This is a genomic window from Prolixibacteraceae bacterium, assembly GCA_019720755.1.
Classification (GTDB): domain Bacteria; phylum Bacteroidota; class Bacteroidia; order Bacteroidales; family Prolixibacteraceae; genus Halosquirtibacter; species Halosquirtibacter laminarini.
On the sequence record CP081303.1, the window covers coordinates 71,794 to 91,416 of the forward strand.

The 19,623-nt window shown below is 39.1% G+C and carries 11 protein-coding genes, 6 tRNA genes and 4 rRNA genes; 17 read left to right on the forward strand and 4 right to left on the reverse strand.

Annotated elements, in window-relative coordinates:
- Window positions 1-471: 471 nt before the first annotated feature.
- A complete protein-coding gene (locus K4L44_00310) occupies window positions 472-744 on the reverse strand; it encodes a hypothetical protein (protein QZE14382.1) in 273 nt (90 codons plus the stop codon).
- A gap of 72 nt (window positions 745-816) precedes the next feature.
- Window positions 817-1,122 carry a hypothetical protein gene (locus K4L44_00315; protein ID QZE14383.1) on the reverse strand — a complete coding sequence of 102 codons (306 nt, stop codon included), beginning with the start codon at window positions 1,120-1,122 and terminating at the stop codon, window positions 817-819.
- A 504-nt stretch (window positions 1,123-1,626) separates the two neighbouring features.
- On the opposite strand from K4L44_00315, the gene K4L44_00320 reads away from it, so the two are divergent.
- The 4 genes from K4L44_00320 to K4L44_00335 all read left to right on the forward strand — a co-directional run bounded on the left by K4L44_00320 (window position 1,627) and on the right by K4L44_00335 (window position 3,822).
- Window positions 1,627-2,841, forward strand: a complete 1,215-nt coding sequence (locus K4L44_00320; GenBank protein ID QZE14384.1) for a hypothetical protein — start codon at window positions 1,627-1,629, stop codon at window positions 2,839-2,841.
- A gap of 134 nt (window positions 2,842-2,975) precedes the next feature.
- Window positions 2,976-3,048: transfer RNA gene (locus K4L44_00325), tRNA-Phe, on the forward strand.
- Window positions 3,049-3,091: 43 nt separating this feature from the next.
- Window positions 3,092-3,164 (forward strand) — tRNA-Phe (locus tag K4L44_00330).
- Window positions 3,165-3,240: 76 nt separating this feature from the next.
- Window positions 3,241-3,822: a DUF3109 family protein gene (locus K4L44_00335; GenBank protein ID QZE14385.1), complete on the forward strand. Its 582-nt coding sequence runs from the start codon at window positions 3,241-3,243 to the stop codon at window positions 3,820-3,822.
- A gap of 156 nt (window positions 3,823-3,978) precedes the next feature.
- On the opposite strand, the gene K4L44_00340 is transcribed toward K4L44_00335, so the two are convergent.
- Window positions 3,979-5,070, reverse strand: a complete 1,092-nt coding sequence (locus tag K4L44_00340; GenBank protein QZE14386.1) for an ISAs1 family transposase — start codon at window positions 5,068-5,070, stop codon at window positions 3,979-3,981.
- Between the two features lie 147 nt (window positions 5,071-5,217).
- Here K4L44_00340 and K4L44_00345 point away from each other — a divergent pair, with 147 nt between their 5' ends.
- Together K4L44_00345 and K4L44_00350 are read left to right on the forward strand one after the other, a co-directional pair.
- A complete protein-coding gene (locus tag K4L44_00345) occupies window positions 5,218-5,961 on the forward strand; it encodes a hypothetical protein (protein ID QZE14387.1) in 744 nt (247 codons plus the stop codon).
- Between the two features lie 13 nt (window positions 5,962-5,974).
- Window positions 5,975-6,757 carry a hypothetical protein gene (locus K4L44_00350; protein ID QZE14388.1) on the forward strand — a complete coding sequence of 261 codons (783 nt, stop codon included), beginning with the start codon at window positions 5,975-5,977 and terminating at the stop codon, window positions 6,755-6,757.
- A gap of 95 nt (window positions 6,758-6,852) precedes the next feature.
- On the opposite strand, the gene K4L44_00355 is transcribed toward K4L44_00350, so the two are convergent.
- Complete coding sequence (locus tag K4L44_00355; protein ID QZE14389.1) at window positions 6,853-8,214, reverse strand: dipeptidase; 1,362 nt, start codon at window positions 8,212-8,214, stop codon at window positions 6,853-6,855.
- Between the two features lie 389 nt (window positions 8,215-8,603).
- Between K4L44_00355 and K4L44_00360 the strand changes: the two genes are divergently transcribed.
- From K4L44_00360 to K4L44_00410, 11 genes are all read left to right on the forward strand, one after another.
- Complete coding sequence (locus K4L44_00360) at window positions 8,604-10,793, forward strand: glutamine synthetase III (protein ID QZE14390.1); 2,190 nt, start codon at window positions 8,604-8,606, stop codon at window positions 10,791-10,793.
- 283 nt (window positions 10,794-11,076) lie between these two features.
- Window positions 11,077-11,238, forward strand: a complete 162-nt coding sequence (locus tag K4L44_00365) for a hypothetical protein (GenBank protein ID QZE14391.1) — start codon at window positions 11,077-11,079, stop codon at window positions 11,236-11,238.
- 542 nt (window positions 11,239-11,780) lie between these two features.
- Entirely contained in the window at window positions 11,781-12,017 is a 237-nt protein-coding gene (locus tag K4L44_00370; GenBank protein QZE14392.1) for a hypothetical protein, read from the forward strand.
- Window positions 12,018-12,490: 473 nt separating this feature from the next.
- Window positions 12,491-14,014, forward strand: a 16S ribosomal RNA gene (locus K4L44_00375).
- A 142-nt stretch (window positions 14,015-14,156) separates the two neighbouring features.
- Window positions 14,157-14,230, forward strand: a tRNA-Ile gene (locus K4L44_00380).
- Between the two features lie 24 nt (window positions 14,231-14,254).
- A tRNA-Ala gene (locus tag K4L44_00385) sits at window positions 14,255-14,328 on the forward strand.
- Window positions 14,329-14,443: 115 nt separating this feature from the next.
- A 23S ribosomal RNA gene (locus K4L44_00390) occupies window positions 14,444-17,323 on the forward strand.
- Between the two features lie 125 nt (window positions 17,324-17,448).
- Window positions 17,449-17,559: ribosomal RNA gene (gene rrf, locus K4L44_00395) — 5S ribosomal RNA — on the forward strand.
- A 148-nt stretch (window positions 17,560-17,707) separates the two neighbouring features.
- A 16S ribosomal RNA gene (locus K4L44_00400) occupies window positions 17,708-19,231 on the forward strand.
- Together the 16S, 23S and 5S rRNA genes with 4 tRNA genes alongside form the textbook arrangement of a ribosomal RNA operon.
- Before the next feature lie 142 nt (window positions 19,232-19,373).
- Window positions 19,374-19,447, forward strand: a tRNA-Ile gene (locus K4L44_00405).
- A 24-nt stretch (window positions 19,448-19,471) separates the two neighbouring features.
- Window positions 19,472-19,545: transfer RNA gene (locus tag K4L44_00410), tRNA-Ala, on the forward strand.
- The last annotated feature ends 78 nt before the right edge of the window (window positions 19,546-19,623 follow it).

Here is a 19,623-nt window from a genome sequence, read left to right on the forward strand (position 1 = left end):
CAAAGGAAAGCAAGTTGAAGAATGACAACCATCCAAAATATTATAATAAGGCATTATTGGGCAAGAGTCCGATGGACGATTCTTATGTAAAGTTATAAAGGGAAAAATATTCATAATAATCAGCGTTTTATACTAAATTAATCATTAATATTCATTTTAGCTAATTTTCCAATCTATTTTACTTTATTATATATTGATTCTTAAGGGATAATGAATTTGTCTGCTCCGTACTACTATGTAGCAAATGTCGATTGATGTTTTTCAAAAACTTTTTGTATTAAACTTTTTTACAAATCAAATAGAGGTAGCCCTATGCAATAAACCTCAATTAGATATCACCATCGACTTCATTCTCTTCTTTGTACCATAATCTTTCTAAAAATTACTATCGCTTCGGAACAAACTCCACATGAACACGAGAAGCATCATGAAAGAACTTTTTGGCAAAATGCTCACCTCTCTTTTTTTCAATTAGGTCACCAAATGATCGTCACGATTTTTCTTTTTGGTCAGATCCTTACCTTTTAGCAAATAACACTGTATCAGTCTGATATAATATGAACTGTGAGTGATGTATTCTTCCATTTTTTTCGTCATACTCTTTGTCGCTTTATCAAATTCCATATCAGAAATACTATTCTCTGCGAACATCCTCATCTGAGACTCAACTATGGCATACAACTCTTTTGATCTCTCTGGTTTACAATCAAAATGTAATACTAGAGAGGTCGATTCATCGGTCATATAACTTTTACCAACAGAGATATTGATACCATAGGTTTCTCCCGCTTCTTCACTTACTTTCTCTGTAAACGTTCATCTAGATTGAATCACCTGCATATAGAGATCATTGATTGGCTTGTTCTTTATGTCATAATGATAACAAACCACATGACTCTCTCTAGGGGTTTCGATCTTCAGAGGGACAACCTTTTCAATATTATGGTCAGGGAACCTGATATGATGATCTACAAAATACTCCTTCTTATAATTCGAGTGACATGTTGCCAAATATCGACAAACCATCTTTTTTGCCACCTCCTTTTTTATATTACCAACAAGAATAAATTGAAAATTACTTGCATCCTCCATACGCTCTTTATAGAAACGTAAGCATGTCATAATGAATGTTTTTATGAAGGATTATATCCTATTTTATTTAAAGGTAGGTTATAGTCCAGAGCAGATAAAAGGGAGAAGCGAAAATGCAGGAATAAGTTGTGTGTCTCATGAGTCAATTTATCTCCATATATGGAAGGATAAAAAAGAAGGAGAATTGTTGTATAAACACTTAAGATACAAGTATAAATAGTATTCTAAACTGGGCTCCCAAAAGGAGTTTAGAGGTAAGATTTTGTAAGTATCGATTTACGTCCAAATATTGTAAAAGAAAAGCTACGTTTTGGCGATCTTGAGATTAAAATAACAAACTCGTCTAATACATTATATTTCAGAGCGTGAATTCTATAATGAGATGCAACATCTTTTGTAATAGAAAAATATTATCTGCTTTATGTCGAAAGTCACGTGACCATATCATTGGTGTCCTAATTTTCTTTCACTGTTAAATTAAACAAATAGATTTTAGGATTGTATCTATTATATGATTTAATATTGAAATTCCATATGAGTTATATAAAACCTATTTTACCATCTTCCTACTCCTCTTTTAGCTTTGCAAGAAGGCTTCAGGAACAGATTTTTTACTTTCATGAATTTAATGATGATGATCTTTTTCTTGAATTTAATTATAGTTCTAATTTAGTTTTACTATGCACATTCTCAACCAATGATCAGGAGTCCTTAGTAATTTTTCAAGACAAAGAATTTCCTAGTCTTTTTTTTAAGACATTTATTTATGGGCAGAGTTTGCATTGGATGGAATTTGTTCATGAAAATCATAATCGTTTAACCAATTATCTACAAGATATTGAGACTACAGATGTAATAAAAAGTGTCTTTCTTTATTTATATTCTTTGGGTTATATTGATATCAAGCCCTCCTTTCTTGATAAAAAACTTTTCTTTAATCTTCCTTATAAATCATTGGCATCGTATTCCGATGATTATAGTTTGGTGTCTAACTTATTAAGACTTGATGAGTTGTCGTCTAATATAATTTATAGAGAAGATCGAAATATTAGAAATTGTAGTTACATCCTTTTTATGATTAAAGGCTGTAATGATATAAAATATGAAGTATTGGTTTATCTCCTTTATGATAATAATTATCGAGTATTGGATGACTTATGTAGAATGATTATAACAAATCCCTTGACAGGTGAAATATTGTGTTTTATCTCGTTAAATATAAATAATGGTACTTGTGTGGATACTTTACTAGTCAATTCTCTCTATGATAATCTTCGTTATCGTATTACAGATATCGCAACCACATCCCTGTTTTATGTTATACAAGACGGAGGTAATGAGGATGTTGTTTTGTTAGAAGAGCCTAAGATATCAAACTATAACTCTTTTGTCTATACTCGTGTTATGAAATCTCAAAAAGAGTATGGCTATATTCTTTCGTTTATAGAAGAGAATGAATCTAATTATTATTTCTTTGCATTAACGGAAAAAGATCACGTAAATAAGACTTATTTTGACGAATTATTGAATGATATTGCAACTTTGGAGAAACATCTGTTTATGAAATATAATTTCAATAATGGTGCGATATCGATATTTCCATTTCAAAATGAATGGATCGAATCTAAACAAGATTTTATTGTCTCTTATCTGATTGGAAGAATACATGTGGAGAAAAGTAATAGACATTTTAATAAGTTTATTGATCTGGAAGAGCATCTACCTGTATCAATCAATACTCCATGCTGATTTTTTTTGCTAAATCTATCTTTTTGATTCCATGTTTGTTGGCGAATTGTGATCCATTGGATGGTTGTTTTTTTGAGTTTGTTTTTTTGAGTTTTGGAATTTTTGTTCTACATTCGCAATGTCTTTATGAAGAAGGTGCCATAGCTCAGTTGGTAGAGCAAAGGACTGAAAATCCTTGTGTCCCTGGTTCGATTCCAGGTGGCACCACTTTTTTAAAGAAATATTTAGAAGCATTTGCTTCGTTTGGTAGGGTGCCATAGCTCAGTTGGTAGAGCAAAGGACTGAAAATCCTTGTGTCCCTGGTTCGATTCCAGGTGGCACCACTAGAGAAAAGCTTCACATAAATTGTGAAGCTTTTTTAGTTTTAAATCATTTCTCACATATTATATATTTATTGTTGTGGTTGAAGTAGGTAATACAATTGTTAGTTTCGATGTTTTTCAGAAAAGATTTTTGTGTGATCTTTTAAAGTGTAAAGGAGAATGTTGTGTTTCTGGAGATTCTGGTGCACCTTTAACTTCTGAAGAAGCTGAGATCATTGAACAGAACTATTCTTTGATAGAGAAGGAGCTAAATGAAACAAATAAGGCAGAAGTAGTAAAACAAGGATACTCTATAATAGATTCAGATGGTGATTTGGTAACACCTATCGTCGGTGATGGAGAATGTGTTTATACTTACGTTGATGACAAAGGATGTACAAAATGTGCAATTGAGAAGTTGTGGTTTGAAAAAAAGATTGATTTTAGAAAACCTGTAAGTTGTCACCTATTTCCAATTCGTATTCAGGAATATGAGGAGTTTGATGCAGTAAATTACCAAGAGCTCGATATTTGCCAATGTGCTGTTCAAAATGGAAAAGAAAAAAATGTGGCTGTATGGCAATTATTAAAAGATCCTCTTGTAAGAAAGTATGGGGAAGCATGGTATGCTGATCTAGAGGAAGCGGCAAAGTATATCGAATCTAATAATATTAGATAAATGTTTAATGGGGTAAGACACAGAGCTTTCATACCCCATTAAAAATAAAATTAATGCCGATCCTTGCTCTTTCTTTGAGTATTTTGGCTTTCTTACTTTTATGTTTTTTATACATTCGTATAATTATGTATCTTACAGGGCATTTTCATAAAAATGTTAAATGACAAAAAGAGAAGCCATCTTTCTAATATCAGATAAGAACTTTTCTCTCTGAGCCTTAATGTTTTTAGGTTTATTTCGTTGTATTAAATTAACTACCGTTGTAATTAATATTGCCATTCCTTTTGCTTGATTTCTATTGGAGCATCGTATATTATCTTCAGAGAATAGAACATCTCTTATATAATTACTCATTTCTATCGTCCAGTGTCCCTTAATAGCTTTCGCATATTTATGTGGATGTATTTCATTACAATCTCGGTTACTAATATAATATGAGGTTTCTATCGATCTTTTATTCGAGTTTACTATTAGGCGATCTCTATCGACTTTAATTAAACTCTTGATTCCACAATGAACCCACTTTTCATCAAGTGTAACCTTTCTGATGTCATAAAAAGAGTAAGTTCTTGTTTCTTTTCTTCCATGTCCTTTATTATCAATTGAAAGGCTCATAAACTCAACACTTGACTGTTCATGATTCCGTAATTCTACATTCAAATTCTTTTGGTTATTCTTTACTTGTGCAATGTAGATTCCTTTGGCACTTTCACATTTCTCAAGAGTCTCAAACTGTGTATGAAGCGCATCAAATGTTAAGTTCGAAGATGCCAAAGATAGATCATTTAAGAGCTCTCTTACCGTCGTTATTTCACTTTCTTTAGCTCCTTCATAAAATGTTGCGGCTGTAGATATTTTATCCTTTTGACTTATGCCGTATACAATATTTAGACCTCGTTTTTGCCCTAGACTCTTAGCTATTGTTCCTCGTAGCTCTTTGCCATCTAAAGAAATCCAGTCATCATCATCTTTTGTGTTCTGCCATCCAAAATAGCTTGATTGAACCTCTTGATAATTAGTTGAAGCTAAAAAGGATATTATACGACGTAATTGACTATATGATATAGGTTTACATTTTGGCAGTCCAACGATCTTGCGTAATATAGAATGATAATTCTCTAGAAAACGAGAAATCTCAGACAGCAAGGTATTTCCAGTAATAATTGATAGAGTGATACCTACAAGGACAAACTCTAAATCATGCTTCTTCCCTCGTGTATCTCTAGGATCTACTAAATTTTCTTTCAAATATTCATAGTATTCCTTAACTTCGTTTTTTTAGTCATCTTAAAGGTTTTATATGTTTGTCGTTATTCAAATAAAACACTTTTTGATGACTTTTTTAGTTTTTATGGAAAAGCCCTGATGTATCTTAGGTTTCAAATTATTTAAGATATGAAATTTATAAAAGTAAATTTGTTGAGAGATCGAAAGTCTCTCCTCTTTCTTCTTGCATTGACAATTATATTATCTCTCGTTTACCTTTTTATATTTGACAATAAACTTTTTTTGGGAGGTGATAATGCTTTTTATTACATCTTAGGACAGTCATTACATAATAATTGGGAATATCGTAACATTCATATGCCTGGTCACCCCTTGGCAAATCATTTTCCTCCTGGATACTCTTTTTTGATTGCATTAGAGATGTTCTTTTCTAAAAGTGTTATTTGGATAAAAGTGTGTAATGGATTGTGGCTTTATGGGTCCTTAATATTGATCTACCTAATTGTTCGTCAGTTCACATCCAATAAACTGTTTTCTATATTTTGCGCAACCTTAACGATGCTAAATACCCAGATACTAAAATTTAGTTTTATAATGATGAGTGAAATGTCATTTCTATTTTTCTCTCTTTTAACTCTTCTTTTTGTATTGAAAAGTGATAAAAAGAAGAATGAATTTAATAGGTATTTGTTTCTATCAATAGGTTCCTTGATCTTCTCTTTCTATATTCGAACGCAAGGTGTCGCTCTTCTTGGAGGGGTTGCTATCTTATATTTATTAAGAAAGAAATGGCGCTCATTGTTCATAACTGTGGCAGGGGTTTGCATGGGGGTTATACCATGGTTTCTTCGAGGACAGTCGTTAGGAGGAAATGGTTATATAAATCAATTAATACTAAAAAAATCCATATAGACCTGAGTTAGGTGTGATAGATGTTTATGGTTGGGGAGAACGTATCCTTAAAAATGCAATGCGTTATTTATCAAAAGAGATTCCATCCAGTATTACTCCATTTTTAGAGATTTCTGAGACCTCATCAGCACATTGGTATCACTATATTATAGGAGTTCTTTTGATCGGTTTTGTGGTGTATGGTCTAATTTCTTTAGAATTTCGTTATCGTCTTCTTCTTGTAGGTTACTTGTCAGGTCAGTTTGCGATTCAGCTTTTATGGCCCTCTGTTTGGTTTGGAGTTCGTTTTATGATTCCAATAGTTCCGATATTGCAGTTTCTTACTGCATGGGGTATATTTAACTTAATCTTTAAAGCGAATAAGGATAAGAAGAATCAAGCAAATACTATTCCGCGAGTCATTTTCCTTTCTTTGTTACTTTTTATAAATCTACCTTCTGTAAAACAGATGGGAAAGAATTCTAACGGGAAATGGCCTCAGAAATATATAGATTATTTTACTCTTGCGAAGTGGTGTGATAAGACTTTGCCTAAAGATGCAGTAATTGCATGTCGTAAGCCAGCTCTTTTTTACCTTTATTCAAAAAGAACGGTTACATATTTTAAAGATACTGTTGATGATGATCTACTGTTGAATGATTTAAAAAACAAAAATACATCTTATATAGTAGTGGATCGCTTAGGGTATACCTCGACTTCGAGATATTTAGTCCCTGCATTAAAGAAGAATAAAGATAAAGTAGATCAAGTTTGTCATATTGGAAAACCTCCCACTTTCTTAGTAAGACTAAAGTAGTGTGAAGTATATTCTTCCTGTAGTAGAGGAAGAGGTGGATTGTGATATCTATAGTTCAGGATATAAAAAATATACCTGAACTATAGAATTGTTGTTTATCCTTTGTAATGTTTATAAAAGCGAGAAATAGCTCTTATACCGTTAAAAAGATTCTCTAATGGGAAATTTTCATTAGGAGAGTGTATTGCATCACTTTCTAGACCAAACCCCATTAAAACGCTTTTAGTCCCTAATACTTTTTCGAAAGTAGAAATGATAGGAATACTTCCTCCGCTTCTTACTGGTACTGGCGTTTTTCCGAAAACATCTTCATAGGCTTTCTCTGCTGCTTTATAAGCAGAAAGATCAATTGGGCATACATAACCTTGTCCTCCATGGTGAGGAGTAACTTCCACTTTGATTGATTTTGGTGCAATACTTTCAAAATGTGCTTTGAAAAGTTGTGCTATCTTCTCGTGTTCTTGATTCGGTACAAGCCTGCTAGATATCTTTGCAAAAGCTTTTGATGGTAATACTGTTTTTGCTCCTTCCCCTGTATAACCACCCCACATACCACAAATATCAAAAGTTGGACGGATACCAGTCCTTTCAGAAGTAGAATAACCTGTTTCTCCTTGTACTTCATCAATATCTAGAGCTTTCTTGTATTCTTCAAGATCAAATGGAGCTTGAGCTAGCTTTTCTCTTTCCTCTTTTGAGACCTCAATCACATCATCATAAAATCCTGGAATTGTAATGTGATTGTTCTCATCAGTCATGGAAGCAACCAATTTACATAATTCATTGATTGGATTGGCAACTGCTCCACCAAAAATACCAGAGTGAAGGTCTCTGTTTGGTCCCGTTACCTCCACTTGCCAATATGCTAATCCTCGTAAACCTGTTGTGATACTTGGAATGTCACGTGCAATCATACCAGTATCAGATACTAAGATAATATCTGATTTTAGCATTTCTGTGTGTTTTTCGCAAAATTCACCTAGGTTCACAGAGCCAATCTCTTCTTCCCCTTCAATCATAAATTTTACATTACACTCTAGTTGGTTTGTCTTAACGAGGTATTCAAATGCTTTGGCATGCATAAATGCTTGTCCTTTATCATCATCTGCACCTCTTGCCCAAATTTTACCATCTCGGATTTCGGGCTCAAATGGAGGAGATTTCCATAGCTCTATTGGATCCACAGGCATCACATCCATGTGTCCATATACTAGTACTGTAGGAAGGGATGGATCAATAATCTTTTCACCATATGTTACTGGATTACCAGGTGTGTCAAATATCTCTGCCTTGTCTGCTCCTGCATCTAGAAGAAGTTGTTTCCAATATTCTGCACAGCGATACATATCCGGTTTATGTTCTTTAATTGAACTGATTGATGGTATGCGGATTAATCCAAAAAGCTCTTCAAGAAAGCGTTCTTTGTTACTTTCTATATACTTATTTATTTGCTCCATAGTATATCTTTTTTTGCAATACGTATTTCAACTCCTTAAAGGTATTATTTTTTAATAAAACACGACATAAGATTCATCACGATAACTATTTTGTGTGTATTGTCTTATAAACTGTTCTTATTATTTGTATTGTGCTTTCATTTTGTTTTTTATTATTCTTATATGTTACATATAGGTTAAATAGAGGTTATTTTGATGTTAGAATGTAAATATATTCTGTTTTTTCCTTGTTTGTTTTAGATTATATGTGTTATATTTGCGTGAGCCTATTGAAAAAGGGGGTCTAACTTTGTAAAAAGTGTTTTTTTTGACTTTCTATGGTTTTATTTAATGGGTGTATGTTTTTTGTATTGTTCTTTGGGTGTAAAATAAGAAATTATATATATATTATGGCTACTGTTAGATTTAATGCGCTGAATACCCTAATAAATAGGGAAGCGAAACAGGTGAAAAGAGAAGCGAACTTGACTTCTGATTATTATGGCAAGTTGGTTTTTAATCGTCCAAAGATGAAGAAATATTTGTCTGTTGATGCCTTTAAGGCAGTGATAGATGCTATTGACAATGGGGTGACTATTGATCGTAAGATTGCAGATCAAGTTGCTATTGGAATGAAGGCTTGGGCGATGGAGAATGGTGTAACTCACTATACTCACTGGTTTCACCCATTAACAGACGGTACCGCAGAAAAACACGATGCATTTATTGAGCATAGTGATAATGGAGGTGTTGTTGAGAATTTTGCTGGTTCTCTTCTTGCACAACAAGAGCCAGATGCTTCTTCTTTCCCTAATGGTGGTATTAGAGATACTTTTGAAGCAAGAGGATATACTGCATGGGATGTTTCGTCTCCTGCATTTATTGTTGGTACGACACTTTGTATTCCAACAATCTTTATCTCTTATACAGGTGAAGCTCTAGATTATAAAGCACCTTTGTTGAAAGTGACTAATCTTATCGATAAGGCTGCAGTGGATGTTTGTCAATATTTTGATAAAAATGTATCAAAAGTGACTGCAAACCTTGGTTGGGAGCAAGAGTATTTCCTAATTGATGAAGCACTTTATCAAGCACGCCCTGATTTGTCCCTTACAGGAAGAACATTAATGGGGCATGCATCTGCTAAGGATCAACAACTAGACGATCACTATTTTGGGTCTATTCCTGAACGTGTAGGCGCATTTATGGTGGATCTTGAAAATGAAGCCTATAAATTGGGTATTCCTTGTAAGACTCGTCATAATGAGGTAGCTCCTAATCAATTTGAATTGGCTCCTATCTATGAAGAGGTTAACCTTGCAAATGATCACAATCAATTGATTATGGATGTGATGAAGAAGGTGGCTCGTCATCATGGTTTTAGAGTCCTTCTGCATGAAAAACCATTTAAAGGTATTAATGGTTCTGGAAAACACAATAATTGGTCTCTTTCAACTGATACTGGTGTTGTCCTTTATAAACCAGGTAAGAATCCTAAGAGTAATCTTCAATTCCTTACTTTTGTGGTGAATACATTGAAAGCTGTATTCGATCATCAAGATCTACTAAGATCTACTATCGTTTCAGCTAGTAATGCTCATCGATTAGGTGCAAATGAAGCACCTCCTGCTATCATCTCTGTTTTTCTTGGGACTGAAGTTTCAGCAATGTTAGATCATTTAGAGACTGCTGTTGTTGATCGTAAGATGACTCCTGATGAAAAGACTGCCTTGAAATTTGATATAGGTCGTATACCCGAAATTATTCTTGATAATACCGATAGAAATCGTACTTCTCCTTTTGCTTTTACTGGTAATCGTTTTGAGTTTAGAGCAGTGGGCTCTATGGCTAACTGTGCTGCACCAATGATTGCACTAAACACAGCAGTTGCAAATCAGTTGATTGAATTTAAGAAAGAGGTGGATGCCTTGATTGAGACAGGTATCAAAAAGGATGAGGCAATATTCCAAATCTTAAAGAAACTTATTGTTGAGTGTAAAAATATTCGTTTTGATGGGAATGGATATAGTGAGGAGTGGGTTGAAGAGGCATTGAGTCGTGGATTGACCAATGTAACGAACGTCCCTGATGCTTTGGATGCTTATTTGTCTGAAAAGTCTAAAGATCTTTTTGTGAGAAATGGTATTTTCTCAGAAAGAGAGTTGGAAGGTAGGACCGAAGTAGAGCATGAAAAGTTTACTAAGAAGATTCAAATTGAAGCTCGTGTTTTGGGAGATTTAGCAATTAACCATATCGTTCCAACAGCAATTCAATATCAAACAACTTTGATTGAGAATGTAAAAGGTCTTAGAGATATATTCTCTCCTGAAGAGTTTGAGGAGATGTCTGCAGCTCGTAAGGATCTGATTAAAGAGATCTCATGTCATATCTCTTCTATTAAACTTAAGGTGAAAGAGATGGTCGATGCTCGTAAAGAAGCTAATAAGATTAACAACGAAAGAGAAAAAGCTACTGCTTATGATGAGACTGTTCGCCCATTCTTAGATGAAATTCGTTATCATATTGACAAATTGGAACTTGTTGTGGATAATGAATTATGGCCTTTACCTAAATATAGAGAGTTGCTTTTTGCAAGATAAAAAGACAAACTTATTCACAATAGATACTATTCAAAGGAGCCCAAGAGATTGTGGCTCCTTTTTTTAATATGTCGGGCATGGTATTAAACTCGCAGAAAACAAGTCTCTGTATGTACCGATTTAATAAGAAGCATTCGCGATTGGCAAGGGGTTTAGTGGTGACTCCAAATCTGAAGCAAGCCATTAGCAAACTTGACATATTGACGTAAAGAAATCTGACTTGAAGAGGGGTGCCGAGCTATGGATTGGGAACGCCCAAATTTCAACCGTAACTCTATACAGTATGTCAGACGATACGCAAGGAAAGTCTATTATCTTATCCCGAGAGATCTTACCACCTGTTGAAACCATGACAAACCGAGCGAAGACAATCGACCGTAGGTATTTAAATAAGAGTGTGAAGTCAGTAGAGGATATCGTAGTTTCCCTTTTTTTAGGACGATGAAGTTCTGAGTCAATGAACGTAAGGAGCAGTTAGTCGAACGTTTATTTTATGTAGCATCAGCAAGAGCATAGCGTATCAATTAGACTTGTTCATGGAACATCTGTTACATTCTATGCACTAATGTGGAAGTCGTGAACACTTAGAGGGAGCGAATCCATCATTGAGAATTAAGCAAAAGGTGTTAACGAAACAACGACGAGCCTTCGTTGTCAAAAAGCTTAGAGTTAATTGAAACCGCCGTATACGTGAGTTACGTATGATGTGAGAAGTAGGGTGAGTAATCCCCCTACCTACTCGGTTGAAGATGTGTTTTCCTGTCTAAATACTCCATGGTCACGTCTCGCAAGATCTTGTTGTATCGAATTTTTACTGAATCAAACCCTTTCAAATCATCTTCCTAGATTATACTATATACTTTTACTTCAATTATAGCGAGGTATTCGGTATAGATTATCTCTTATTCCGATCTTAGCCCCACTCTTCATAACTATTTGATAGCTGTTTCTACCTGACTTTGTTCATGGTTTGCTCATGGTTTGTTCATGCTTCAGTCATCGAATCGATGGAGAATCGGTGGACAAACCATGGACAAAGGATGGACAAACCATGGACAAAGTACCTATCAATCCCTATGGATTCCCTATGGATGTCCCTCAATAGAGGTTGTCCATGAAAGTATGGATATTGCAAAGGTTGTCTTCCAAGAAACTGTTTTCTTGGAAGTGATTTATCGTAATTTAAATAGAAACGTTAAGATTTTGGATGTTTTTCCACGATAGTATGGTTTTAGTGGATGAGTCTCTTGGTGTCAATATTTGATTTGAGATGAACCGTGTTCGGAATGTATCTGTAGGGATGAAAAAAAGATGTGTTTCATAACATGTTTTGGATTAGTGTGATAGCAGGTGTTTCACGTTGGGTAGGTAAAATTAACTGTTTTTTTATTTGGAAGTAAAGCAAAAAAAGCCCTTTCTTTGCAACGCTTTCGAGAAAAACGATAGCGAGTTCTTAATGGTTTTGATTCAATGTTTTTTAGTTTTTCGGAGACGAAAAATAAATGAAAAAACATTTGGAGTTTAAAGATAAAATGATTTATCTTTGCAACCGCAAAAACATCGGAGCAACGGCGACGATGGATGAATAAGAAATAAGTTCTTTGAAGATATTTTTTTGATAATGACAAGTACAAAAAAGCAACCGTCAATCAATAGATTTTTGAGTTTTTGTTGAGCTAAATTAATTAACTTTTTATACAACGAAGAGTTTGATCCTGGCTCAGGATGAACGCTAGCGGGAGGCCTAACACATGCAAGTCGAGGGGTAACGGAGGTAGCTTGCTACCAGACGACGACCGGCGCACGGGTGAGTAACGCGTATGTAATCTGCCTTGTACAGAGGGATAGCCCAGAGAAATTTGGATTAATACCTCATAGTATTATTGAGTCGCCTGGCTCGATAATTAAAGCTCCGGCGGTACAAGATGAACATGCGTGACATTAGCTAGTTGGTAAGGTAACGGCTTACCAAGGCAACGATGTCTAGGGGTTCTGAGAGGATGATCCCCCACACTGGTACTGAGACACGGACCAGACTCCTACGGGAGGCAGCAGTGAGGAATATTGGTCAATGGACGCAAGTCTGAACCAGCCATCCCGCGTGAAGGATGACTGCCCTATGGGTTGTAAACTTCTTTTATATGCAAATAAACCTACTTTCGTGAAAGTAGCTGAAGGTAGCATATGAATAAACACCGGCTAACTCCGTGCCAGCAGCCGCGGTAATACGGAGGGTGTAAGCGTTATCCGGATTTATTGGGTTTAAAGGGTACGTAGGCGGTAATATAAGTCAGTGGTGAAATCCTGCAGCTCAACTGTAGAACTGCCATTGAAACTGTATTACTTGAGTATACTTGAGGTAGGCGGAATGAGTAGTGTAGCGGTGAAATGCTTAGATATTACTCAGAACACCGATTGCGAAGGCAGCTTACTAAGGTATAACTGACGCTGATGTACGAAAGCGTGGGGAGCGAACAGGATTAGATACCCTGGTAGTCCACGCCGTAAACGATGATTACTCGCTGTTGGCGATACACAGTCAGTGGCTAAGCGAAAGTTTTAAGTAATCCACCTGGGGAGTACGATCGCAAGATTGAAACTCAAAGGAATTGACGGGGGCCCGCACAAGCGGAGGAACATGTGGTTTAATTCGATGATACGCGAGGAACCTTACCTGGGCTTAAATGTACGGCGACCGGTCTAGAGATAGACCTTTCTTCGGACGACGTACAAGGTGCTGCATGGTTGTCGTCAGCTCGTGCCGTGAGGTGTCGGGTTAAGTCCCATAACGAGCGCAACCCTTATCTTTAGTTGCTAACAGGTTAAGCTGAGGACTCTAGAGAGACTGCCACCGTAAGGTGAGAGGAAGGTGGGGATGACGTCAAATCAGCACGGCCCTTATGTCCAGGGCTACACACGTGTTACAATGGTCAGTACAAAGGGCAGCTACCTGGCGACAGGATGCTAATCTCTAAAACTGGTCTCAGTTCGGATCGGAGTCTGCAACTCGACTCCGTGAAGCTGGATTCGCTAGTAATCGCGCATCAGCCATGGCGCGGTGAATACGTTCCCGGGCCTTGTACACACCGCCCGTCAAACCATGGAAGCTGGGGGTGCCTGAAGTCTGTTACCGAGAGGAGCGGCCTAGGGTAAAACTAGTGACTGGGGTTAAGTCGTAACAAGGTAGCCGTACCGGAAGGTGTGGCTGGAACACCTCCTTTCTGGAGCCGACAAGAACGGTTTAAGAAAATCGACAGATTAGGTTGTTTTTTCTTGTCATATCAAAAAAACCTTATATACCCACATGACCAACGTGGTGATAGCGTAAGCTGAAAAACTAAGGTGGTTATGTTTTTATAGCATAGTCCCGTAGCTCAGCTGGTTAGAGCGCTACACTGATAATGTAGAGGTCCCCAGTTCAAGTCTGGGCGGGACTACATTTAAGATAACGCAGGTTATTGGGGGGATTAGCTCAGTTGGCTAGAGCGCCTGCCTTGCACGCAGGAGGTCATCGGTTCGACTCCGATATTCTCCACACATTTATACTGATTAACTAATTAGTGTATATAAGTTCTTTGACATTCTGGAAGAAGTAATCTGTAAAAAGAATACAACAGTAATATTTTAGATTAACGAAAAGGTTAATGTAATAGAAAGTAAGTAAGGGTGTATGGTGGATGCCTTGGCTCTTAGAGGCGATGAAAGACGTGATAAGCTGCGATAAGCTTTGGGGAGGTGCAAACAACCTATGATCCGAAGATTTCTGAATGGGGCAACCCAGCCAATTTATTGGTTATCTGATTATATCAGAGGCAAACCCGGAGAACTGAAACATCTAAGTACCCGGAGGAAGAGAAAACAAAAGTGATTCCGTTAGTAGTGGCGATCGAACGCGGATTAGCCCAAACCAATTACGTTTCGGCGTAATTGGGGTTGTAGGACTGCAATATGAGATTATGCGTGAAGTGGAAGTAACTGGAAAGTTACACCAAAGAGGGTGAAAGTCCTGTACACGTAAGCAAATATGATCTAGCAGTATCCTGAGTAGGGCGGGGCACGTGAAACCCTGTCTGAATCTGCCAGGACCATCTGGTAAGGCTAAATACTCCTAAGAGACCGATAGTGAACCAGTACCGTGAGGGAAAGGTGAAAAGTACCCCGAACAGGGGAGTGAAAAAGTACCTGAAACCATACACTTACAAGCGGTCGGAGCATATTTATATGTGACGGCGTGCCTTTTGCATAATGAGCCTACGAGTTACTCCTCACTGGCAAGGTTAATAGTTTAAGGCTAGGAGCCGAAGCGAAAGCGAGTCTGAATAGGGCGCTAAAGTCAGTGGGGGTAGACGCGAAACCGTGTGATCTACCCATGGGCAGGTTGAAGTCTTGGTAACACAAGATGGAGGACCGAACCAGGGAGCGTTGAAAAGCTCTTGGATGACCTGTGGGTAGGGGTGAAAGGCCAATCAAACTCGGAAATAGCTCGTACTCCCCGAAATGCATTTAGGTGCAGCCTTGGATATAGTATTGCAGAGGTAGAGCTACTGATTGGATGCGAGGGCTTCACCGCCTATCAACTCCAGACAAACTCCGAATGCTGTAATATGATTACCAGGAGTGAGGGCATGGGTGCTAAGGTCCATGTCCGAAAGGGAAAGAACCCGGACCATCAGCTAAGGTCCCCAAGTATATGTTAAGTTGAACAAACGAGGTCTGATTGCATAGACAGCTAGGATGTTGGCTTGGAAGCAGCCATTCATTTAAAGAGTGCGTAACAGCTCACTAGTCGAGCGATCGGGCATGGATAATAATCGGGCATTAAACATATCACCGAAGCTATGGATTTAATGGACTACCATTAAGTGGTAGGGGAGCATTCTAACCAGCGTTGAATGCATACTGTGAGGTGTGCTGGAGCGGTTAGAAAAGCAAATGTAGGCATAAGTAACGATAAGGGGGGCGAGAAACCCCCCCGCCGATAGACTAAGGTTTCCTGATCAACGCTAATCGGATCAGGGTTAGTCGGGACCTAAGGGAAAGCCGAACGGCGAACTCGATGGACAACAGGTTAATATTCCTGTACTTTGTATAATTGTGATGGGGCGACGGAGTGATGAAAGCACCGCGTACTGACGGAATAGTACGTTGAAGGGCTTAGGTTATGATATGTGTAGGCAAATCCGCACATTGAGCTGAAACCTGATAGTACCAAGCGTCTTCGGACAATTGGATAGTGTGCCTAAGGGCTTCCAAGAAAAACCTCTAAACGTAGATTATACAGACCCGTACCGCAAACCGACACAGGTAGTCAAGGAGAGAATCCTGAGGCGCTCGAGTGATTCATGGCTAAGGAACTAGGCAAAATCGATCCGTAACTTCGGGAGAAGGATCGCTCCTCGTAAGGGGAGCCGCAGTGAAAAGGCCCAGGCGACTGTTTATCAAAAACACAGGGCTTTGCTAAATCGAAAGATGATGTATAAGGCCTGACACCTGCCCGGTGCCGGAAGGTTAAGTGGGGGCGTTATCTTCGGAGAAGCGCTGAAATGAAGCCCCGGTAAACGGCGGCCGTAACTATAACGGTCCTAAGGTAGCGAAATTCCTTGTCGGGTAAGTTCCGACCTGCACGAATGGTGCAACGATCTGGGCACTGTCTCAGCCATGAGCTCGGTGAAATTGAAGTATCGGTGAAGATGCCGATTACCCGCAACGGGACGGAAAGACCCCGTGAACCTTTACTGCAACTTCACATTGATTCTGGGCATGTAATGTGTAGGATAGGTCGGAGACAATGAAGCGGCGTCGCTAGGCGTTGTGGAGTCGTCCTTGAAATACGACCCTTTGCCTGTTTGGAACCTAACTCAGCGATGAGGACATTGTGTGGTGGGTAGTTTGACTGGGGTGGTCGCCTCCAAAAGAGTAACGGAGGCTTCTAAAGGTACCCTCAAGACGATTGGTAACCGTCTGTAGAGTGTAATGGCACAAGGGTGCTTGACTGTGAGACCAACAAGTCGATCAGGTACGAAAGTAGAGCATAGTGATCCGGTGGTTCCGTATGGAAGGGCCATCGCTCAAAGGATAAAAGGTACTCCGGGGATAACAGGCTGATCGCTCCCAAGAGCTCATATCGACGGAGCGGTTTGGCACCTCGATGTCGGCTCGTCACATCCTGGGGCTGGAGAAGGTCCCAAGGGTTGGGCTGTTCGCCCATTAAAGTGGCACGCGAGCTGGGTTCAGAACGTCGTGAGACAGTTCGGTCCCTATCTGTTGTGGGCGCAGGAAACTTGAGAGAAGCTGCTGCTAGTACGAGAGGACCGCGGTGGACAAACCTCTGGTGTATCAGTTGTGCCGCCAGGTGCATTGCTGAGTAGCTACGTTTGGAAGAGATAAGTGCTGAAAGCATCTAAGCACGAAGCTCCACTCAAGATGAGGTTTCCTTAGAGGGTCGTTGGAGACTACGACGTTGATAGGCTGCAGGTGTAAAGGTTGCGAGACCAAAGCCGAGCAGTACTAATTACCCGAAACTTTCATTAGAATAAAGTATGTTGTATTCTAGGATTCCTTCTTCCAGGAGAAATGTCAAAATCATATTGAACTATGTATATTGATTAATATTATTAAAATTATTAGTCACGTATAAATCACCGTATTAACAATTTAAGGTGGTTATTGCATAGGGGTTCCACCTCTTCCCATTCCGAACAGAGAAGTTAAGCCCTATCGCGCCGATGGTACTGCAGAGATGTGGGAGAGTAGGTCGCCGCCCTTTTAATGAAAGATCAATTCACTTGAGTTGATTTTTTTTATGAACAAAACGTTCTTTGAAGATATTTTTTTGATAATGACAAGTACAAAAAAGCAACCGTCAATCAATAGATTTTTGAGTTTTTGTTGAGCTAAATTAATTAACTTTTTATACAACGAAGAGTTTGATCCTGGCTCAGGATGAACGCTAGCGGGAGGCCTAACACATGCAAGTCGAGGGGTAACGGAGGTAGCTTGCTACCAGACGACGACCGGCGCACGGGTGAGTAACGCGTATGTAATCTGCCTTGTACAGAGGGATAGCCCAGAGAAATTTGGATTAATACCTCATAGTATTATTGAGTCGCCTGGCTCGATAATTAAAGCTCCGGCGGTACAAGATGAACATGCGTGACATTAGCTAGTTGGTAAGGTAACGGCTTACCAAGGCAACGATGTCTAGGGGTTCTGAGAGGATGATCCCCCACACTGGTACTGAGACACGGACCAGACTCCTACGGGAGGCAGCAGTGAGGAATATTGGTCAATGGACGCAAGTCTGAACCAGCCATCCCGCGTGAAGGATGACTGCCCTATGGGTTGTAAACTTCTTTTATATGCAAATAAACCTACTTTCGTGAAAGTAGCTGAAGGTAGCATATGAATAAACACCGGCTAACTCCGTGCCAGCAGCCGCGGTAATACGGAGGGTGTAAGCGTTATCCGGATTTATTGGGTTTAAAGGGTACGTAGGCGGTAATATAAGTCAGTGGTGAAATCCTGCAGCTCAACTGTAGAACTGCCATTGAAACTGTATTACTTGAGTATACTTGAGGTAGGCGGAATGAGTAGTGTAGCGGTGAAATGCTTAGATATTACTCAGAACACCGATTGCGAAGGCAGCTTACTAAGGTATAACTGACGCTGATGTACGAAAGCGTGGGGAGCGAACAGGATTAGATACCCTGGTAGTCCACGCCGTAAACGATGATTACTCGCTGTTGGCGATACACAGTCAGTGGCTAAGCGAAAGTTTTAAGTAATCCACCTGGGGAGTACGATCGCAAGATTGAAACTCAAAGGAATTGACGGGGGCCCGCACAAGCGGAGGAACATGTGGTTTAATTCGATGATACGCGAGGAACCTTACCTGGGCTTAAATGTACGGCGACCGGTCTAGAGATAGACCTTTCTTCGGACGACGTACAAGGTGCTGCATGGTTGTCGTCAGCTCGTGCCGTGAGGTGTCGGGTTAAGTCCCATAACGAGCGCAACCCTTATCTTTAGTTGCTAACAGGTTAAGCTGAGGACTCTAGAGAGACTGCCACCGTAAGGTGAGAGGAAGGTGGGGATGACGTCAAATCAGCACGGCCCTTATGTCCAGGGCTACACACGTGTTACAATGGTCAGTACAAAGGGCAGCTACCTGGCGACAGGATGCTAATCTCTAAAACTGGTCTCAGTTCGGATCGGAGTCTGCAACTCGACTCCGTGAAGCTGGATTCGCTAGTAATCGCGCATCAGCCATGGCGCGGTGAATACGTTCCCGGGCCTTGTACACACCGCCCGTCAAACCATGGAAGCTGGGGGTGCCTGAAGTCTGTTACCGAGAGGAGCGGCCTAGGGTAAAACTAGTGACTGGGGTTAAGTCGTAACAAGGTAGCCGTACCGGAAGGTGTGGCTGGAACACCTCCTTTCTGGAGCCGACAAGAACGGTTTAAGAAAATCGACAGATTAGGTTGTTTTTTCTTGTCATATCAAAAAAACCTTATATACCCACATGACCAACGTGGTGATAGCGTAAGCTGAAAAACTAAGGTGGTTATGTTTTTATAGCATAGTCCCGTAGCTCAGCTGGTTAGAGCGCTACACTGATAATGTAGAGGTCCCCAGTTCAAGTCTGGGCGGGACTACATTTAAGATAACGCAGGTTATTGGGGGGATTAGCTCAGTTGGCTAGAGCGCCTGCCTTGCACGCAGGAGGTCATCGGTTCGACTCCGATATTCTCCACACATTTATACTGATTAACTAATTAGTGTATATAAGTTCTTTGACATTCTGGAAGAAGTAATCTGTAAAAAGAATACA

Excerpts from the sequence above, each read along its gene's own strand:
- K4L44_00315 (QZE14383.1), bottom strand. The coding sequence starts at position 1,122 with ATGACATGCTTACGTTTCTATAAAGAGCGTATGGAGGATGCAAGTAAT.
- K4L44_00360 (QZE14390.1), top strand. The coding sequence starts at position 8,604 with ATGGCTACTGTTAGATTTAATGCGCTGAATACCCTAATAAATAGGGAA.
- K4L44_00310 (QZE14382.1), bottom strand. The coding sequence starts at position 744 with ATGACCGATGAATCGACCTCTCTAGTATTACATTTTGATTGTAAACCA.
- K4L44_00370 (QZE14392.1), top strand. The coding sequence starts at position 11,781 with ATGCTTCAGTCATCGAATCGATGGAGAATCGGTGGACAAACCATGGAC.
- K4L44_00355 (QZE14389.1), bottom strand. The coding sequence starts at position 8,214 with ATGGAGCAAATAAATAAGTATATAGAAAGTAACAAAGAACGCTTTCTT.
- K4L44_00320 (QZE14384.1), top strand. The coding sequence starts at position 1,627 with ATGAGTTATATAAAACCTATTTTACCATCTTCCTACTCCTCTTTTAGC.
- K4L44_00365 (QZE14391.1), top strand. The coding sequence starts at position 11,077 with ATGTCAGACGATACGCAAGGAAAGTCTATTATCTTATCCCGAGAGATC.
- K4L44_00345 (QZE14387.1), top strand. The coding sequence starts at position 5,218 with ATGAAATTTATAAAAGTAAATTTGTTGAGAGATCGAAAGTCTCTCCTC.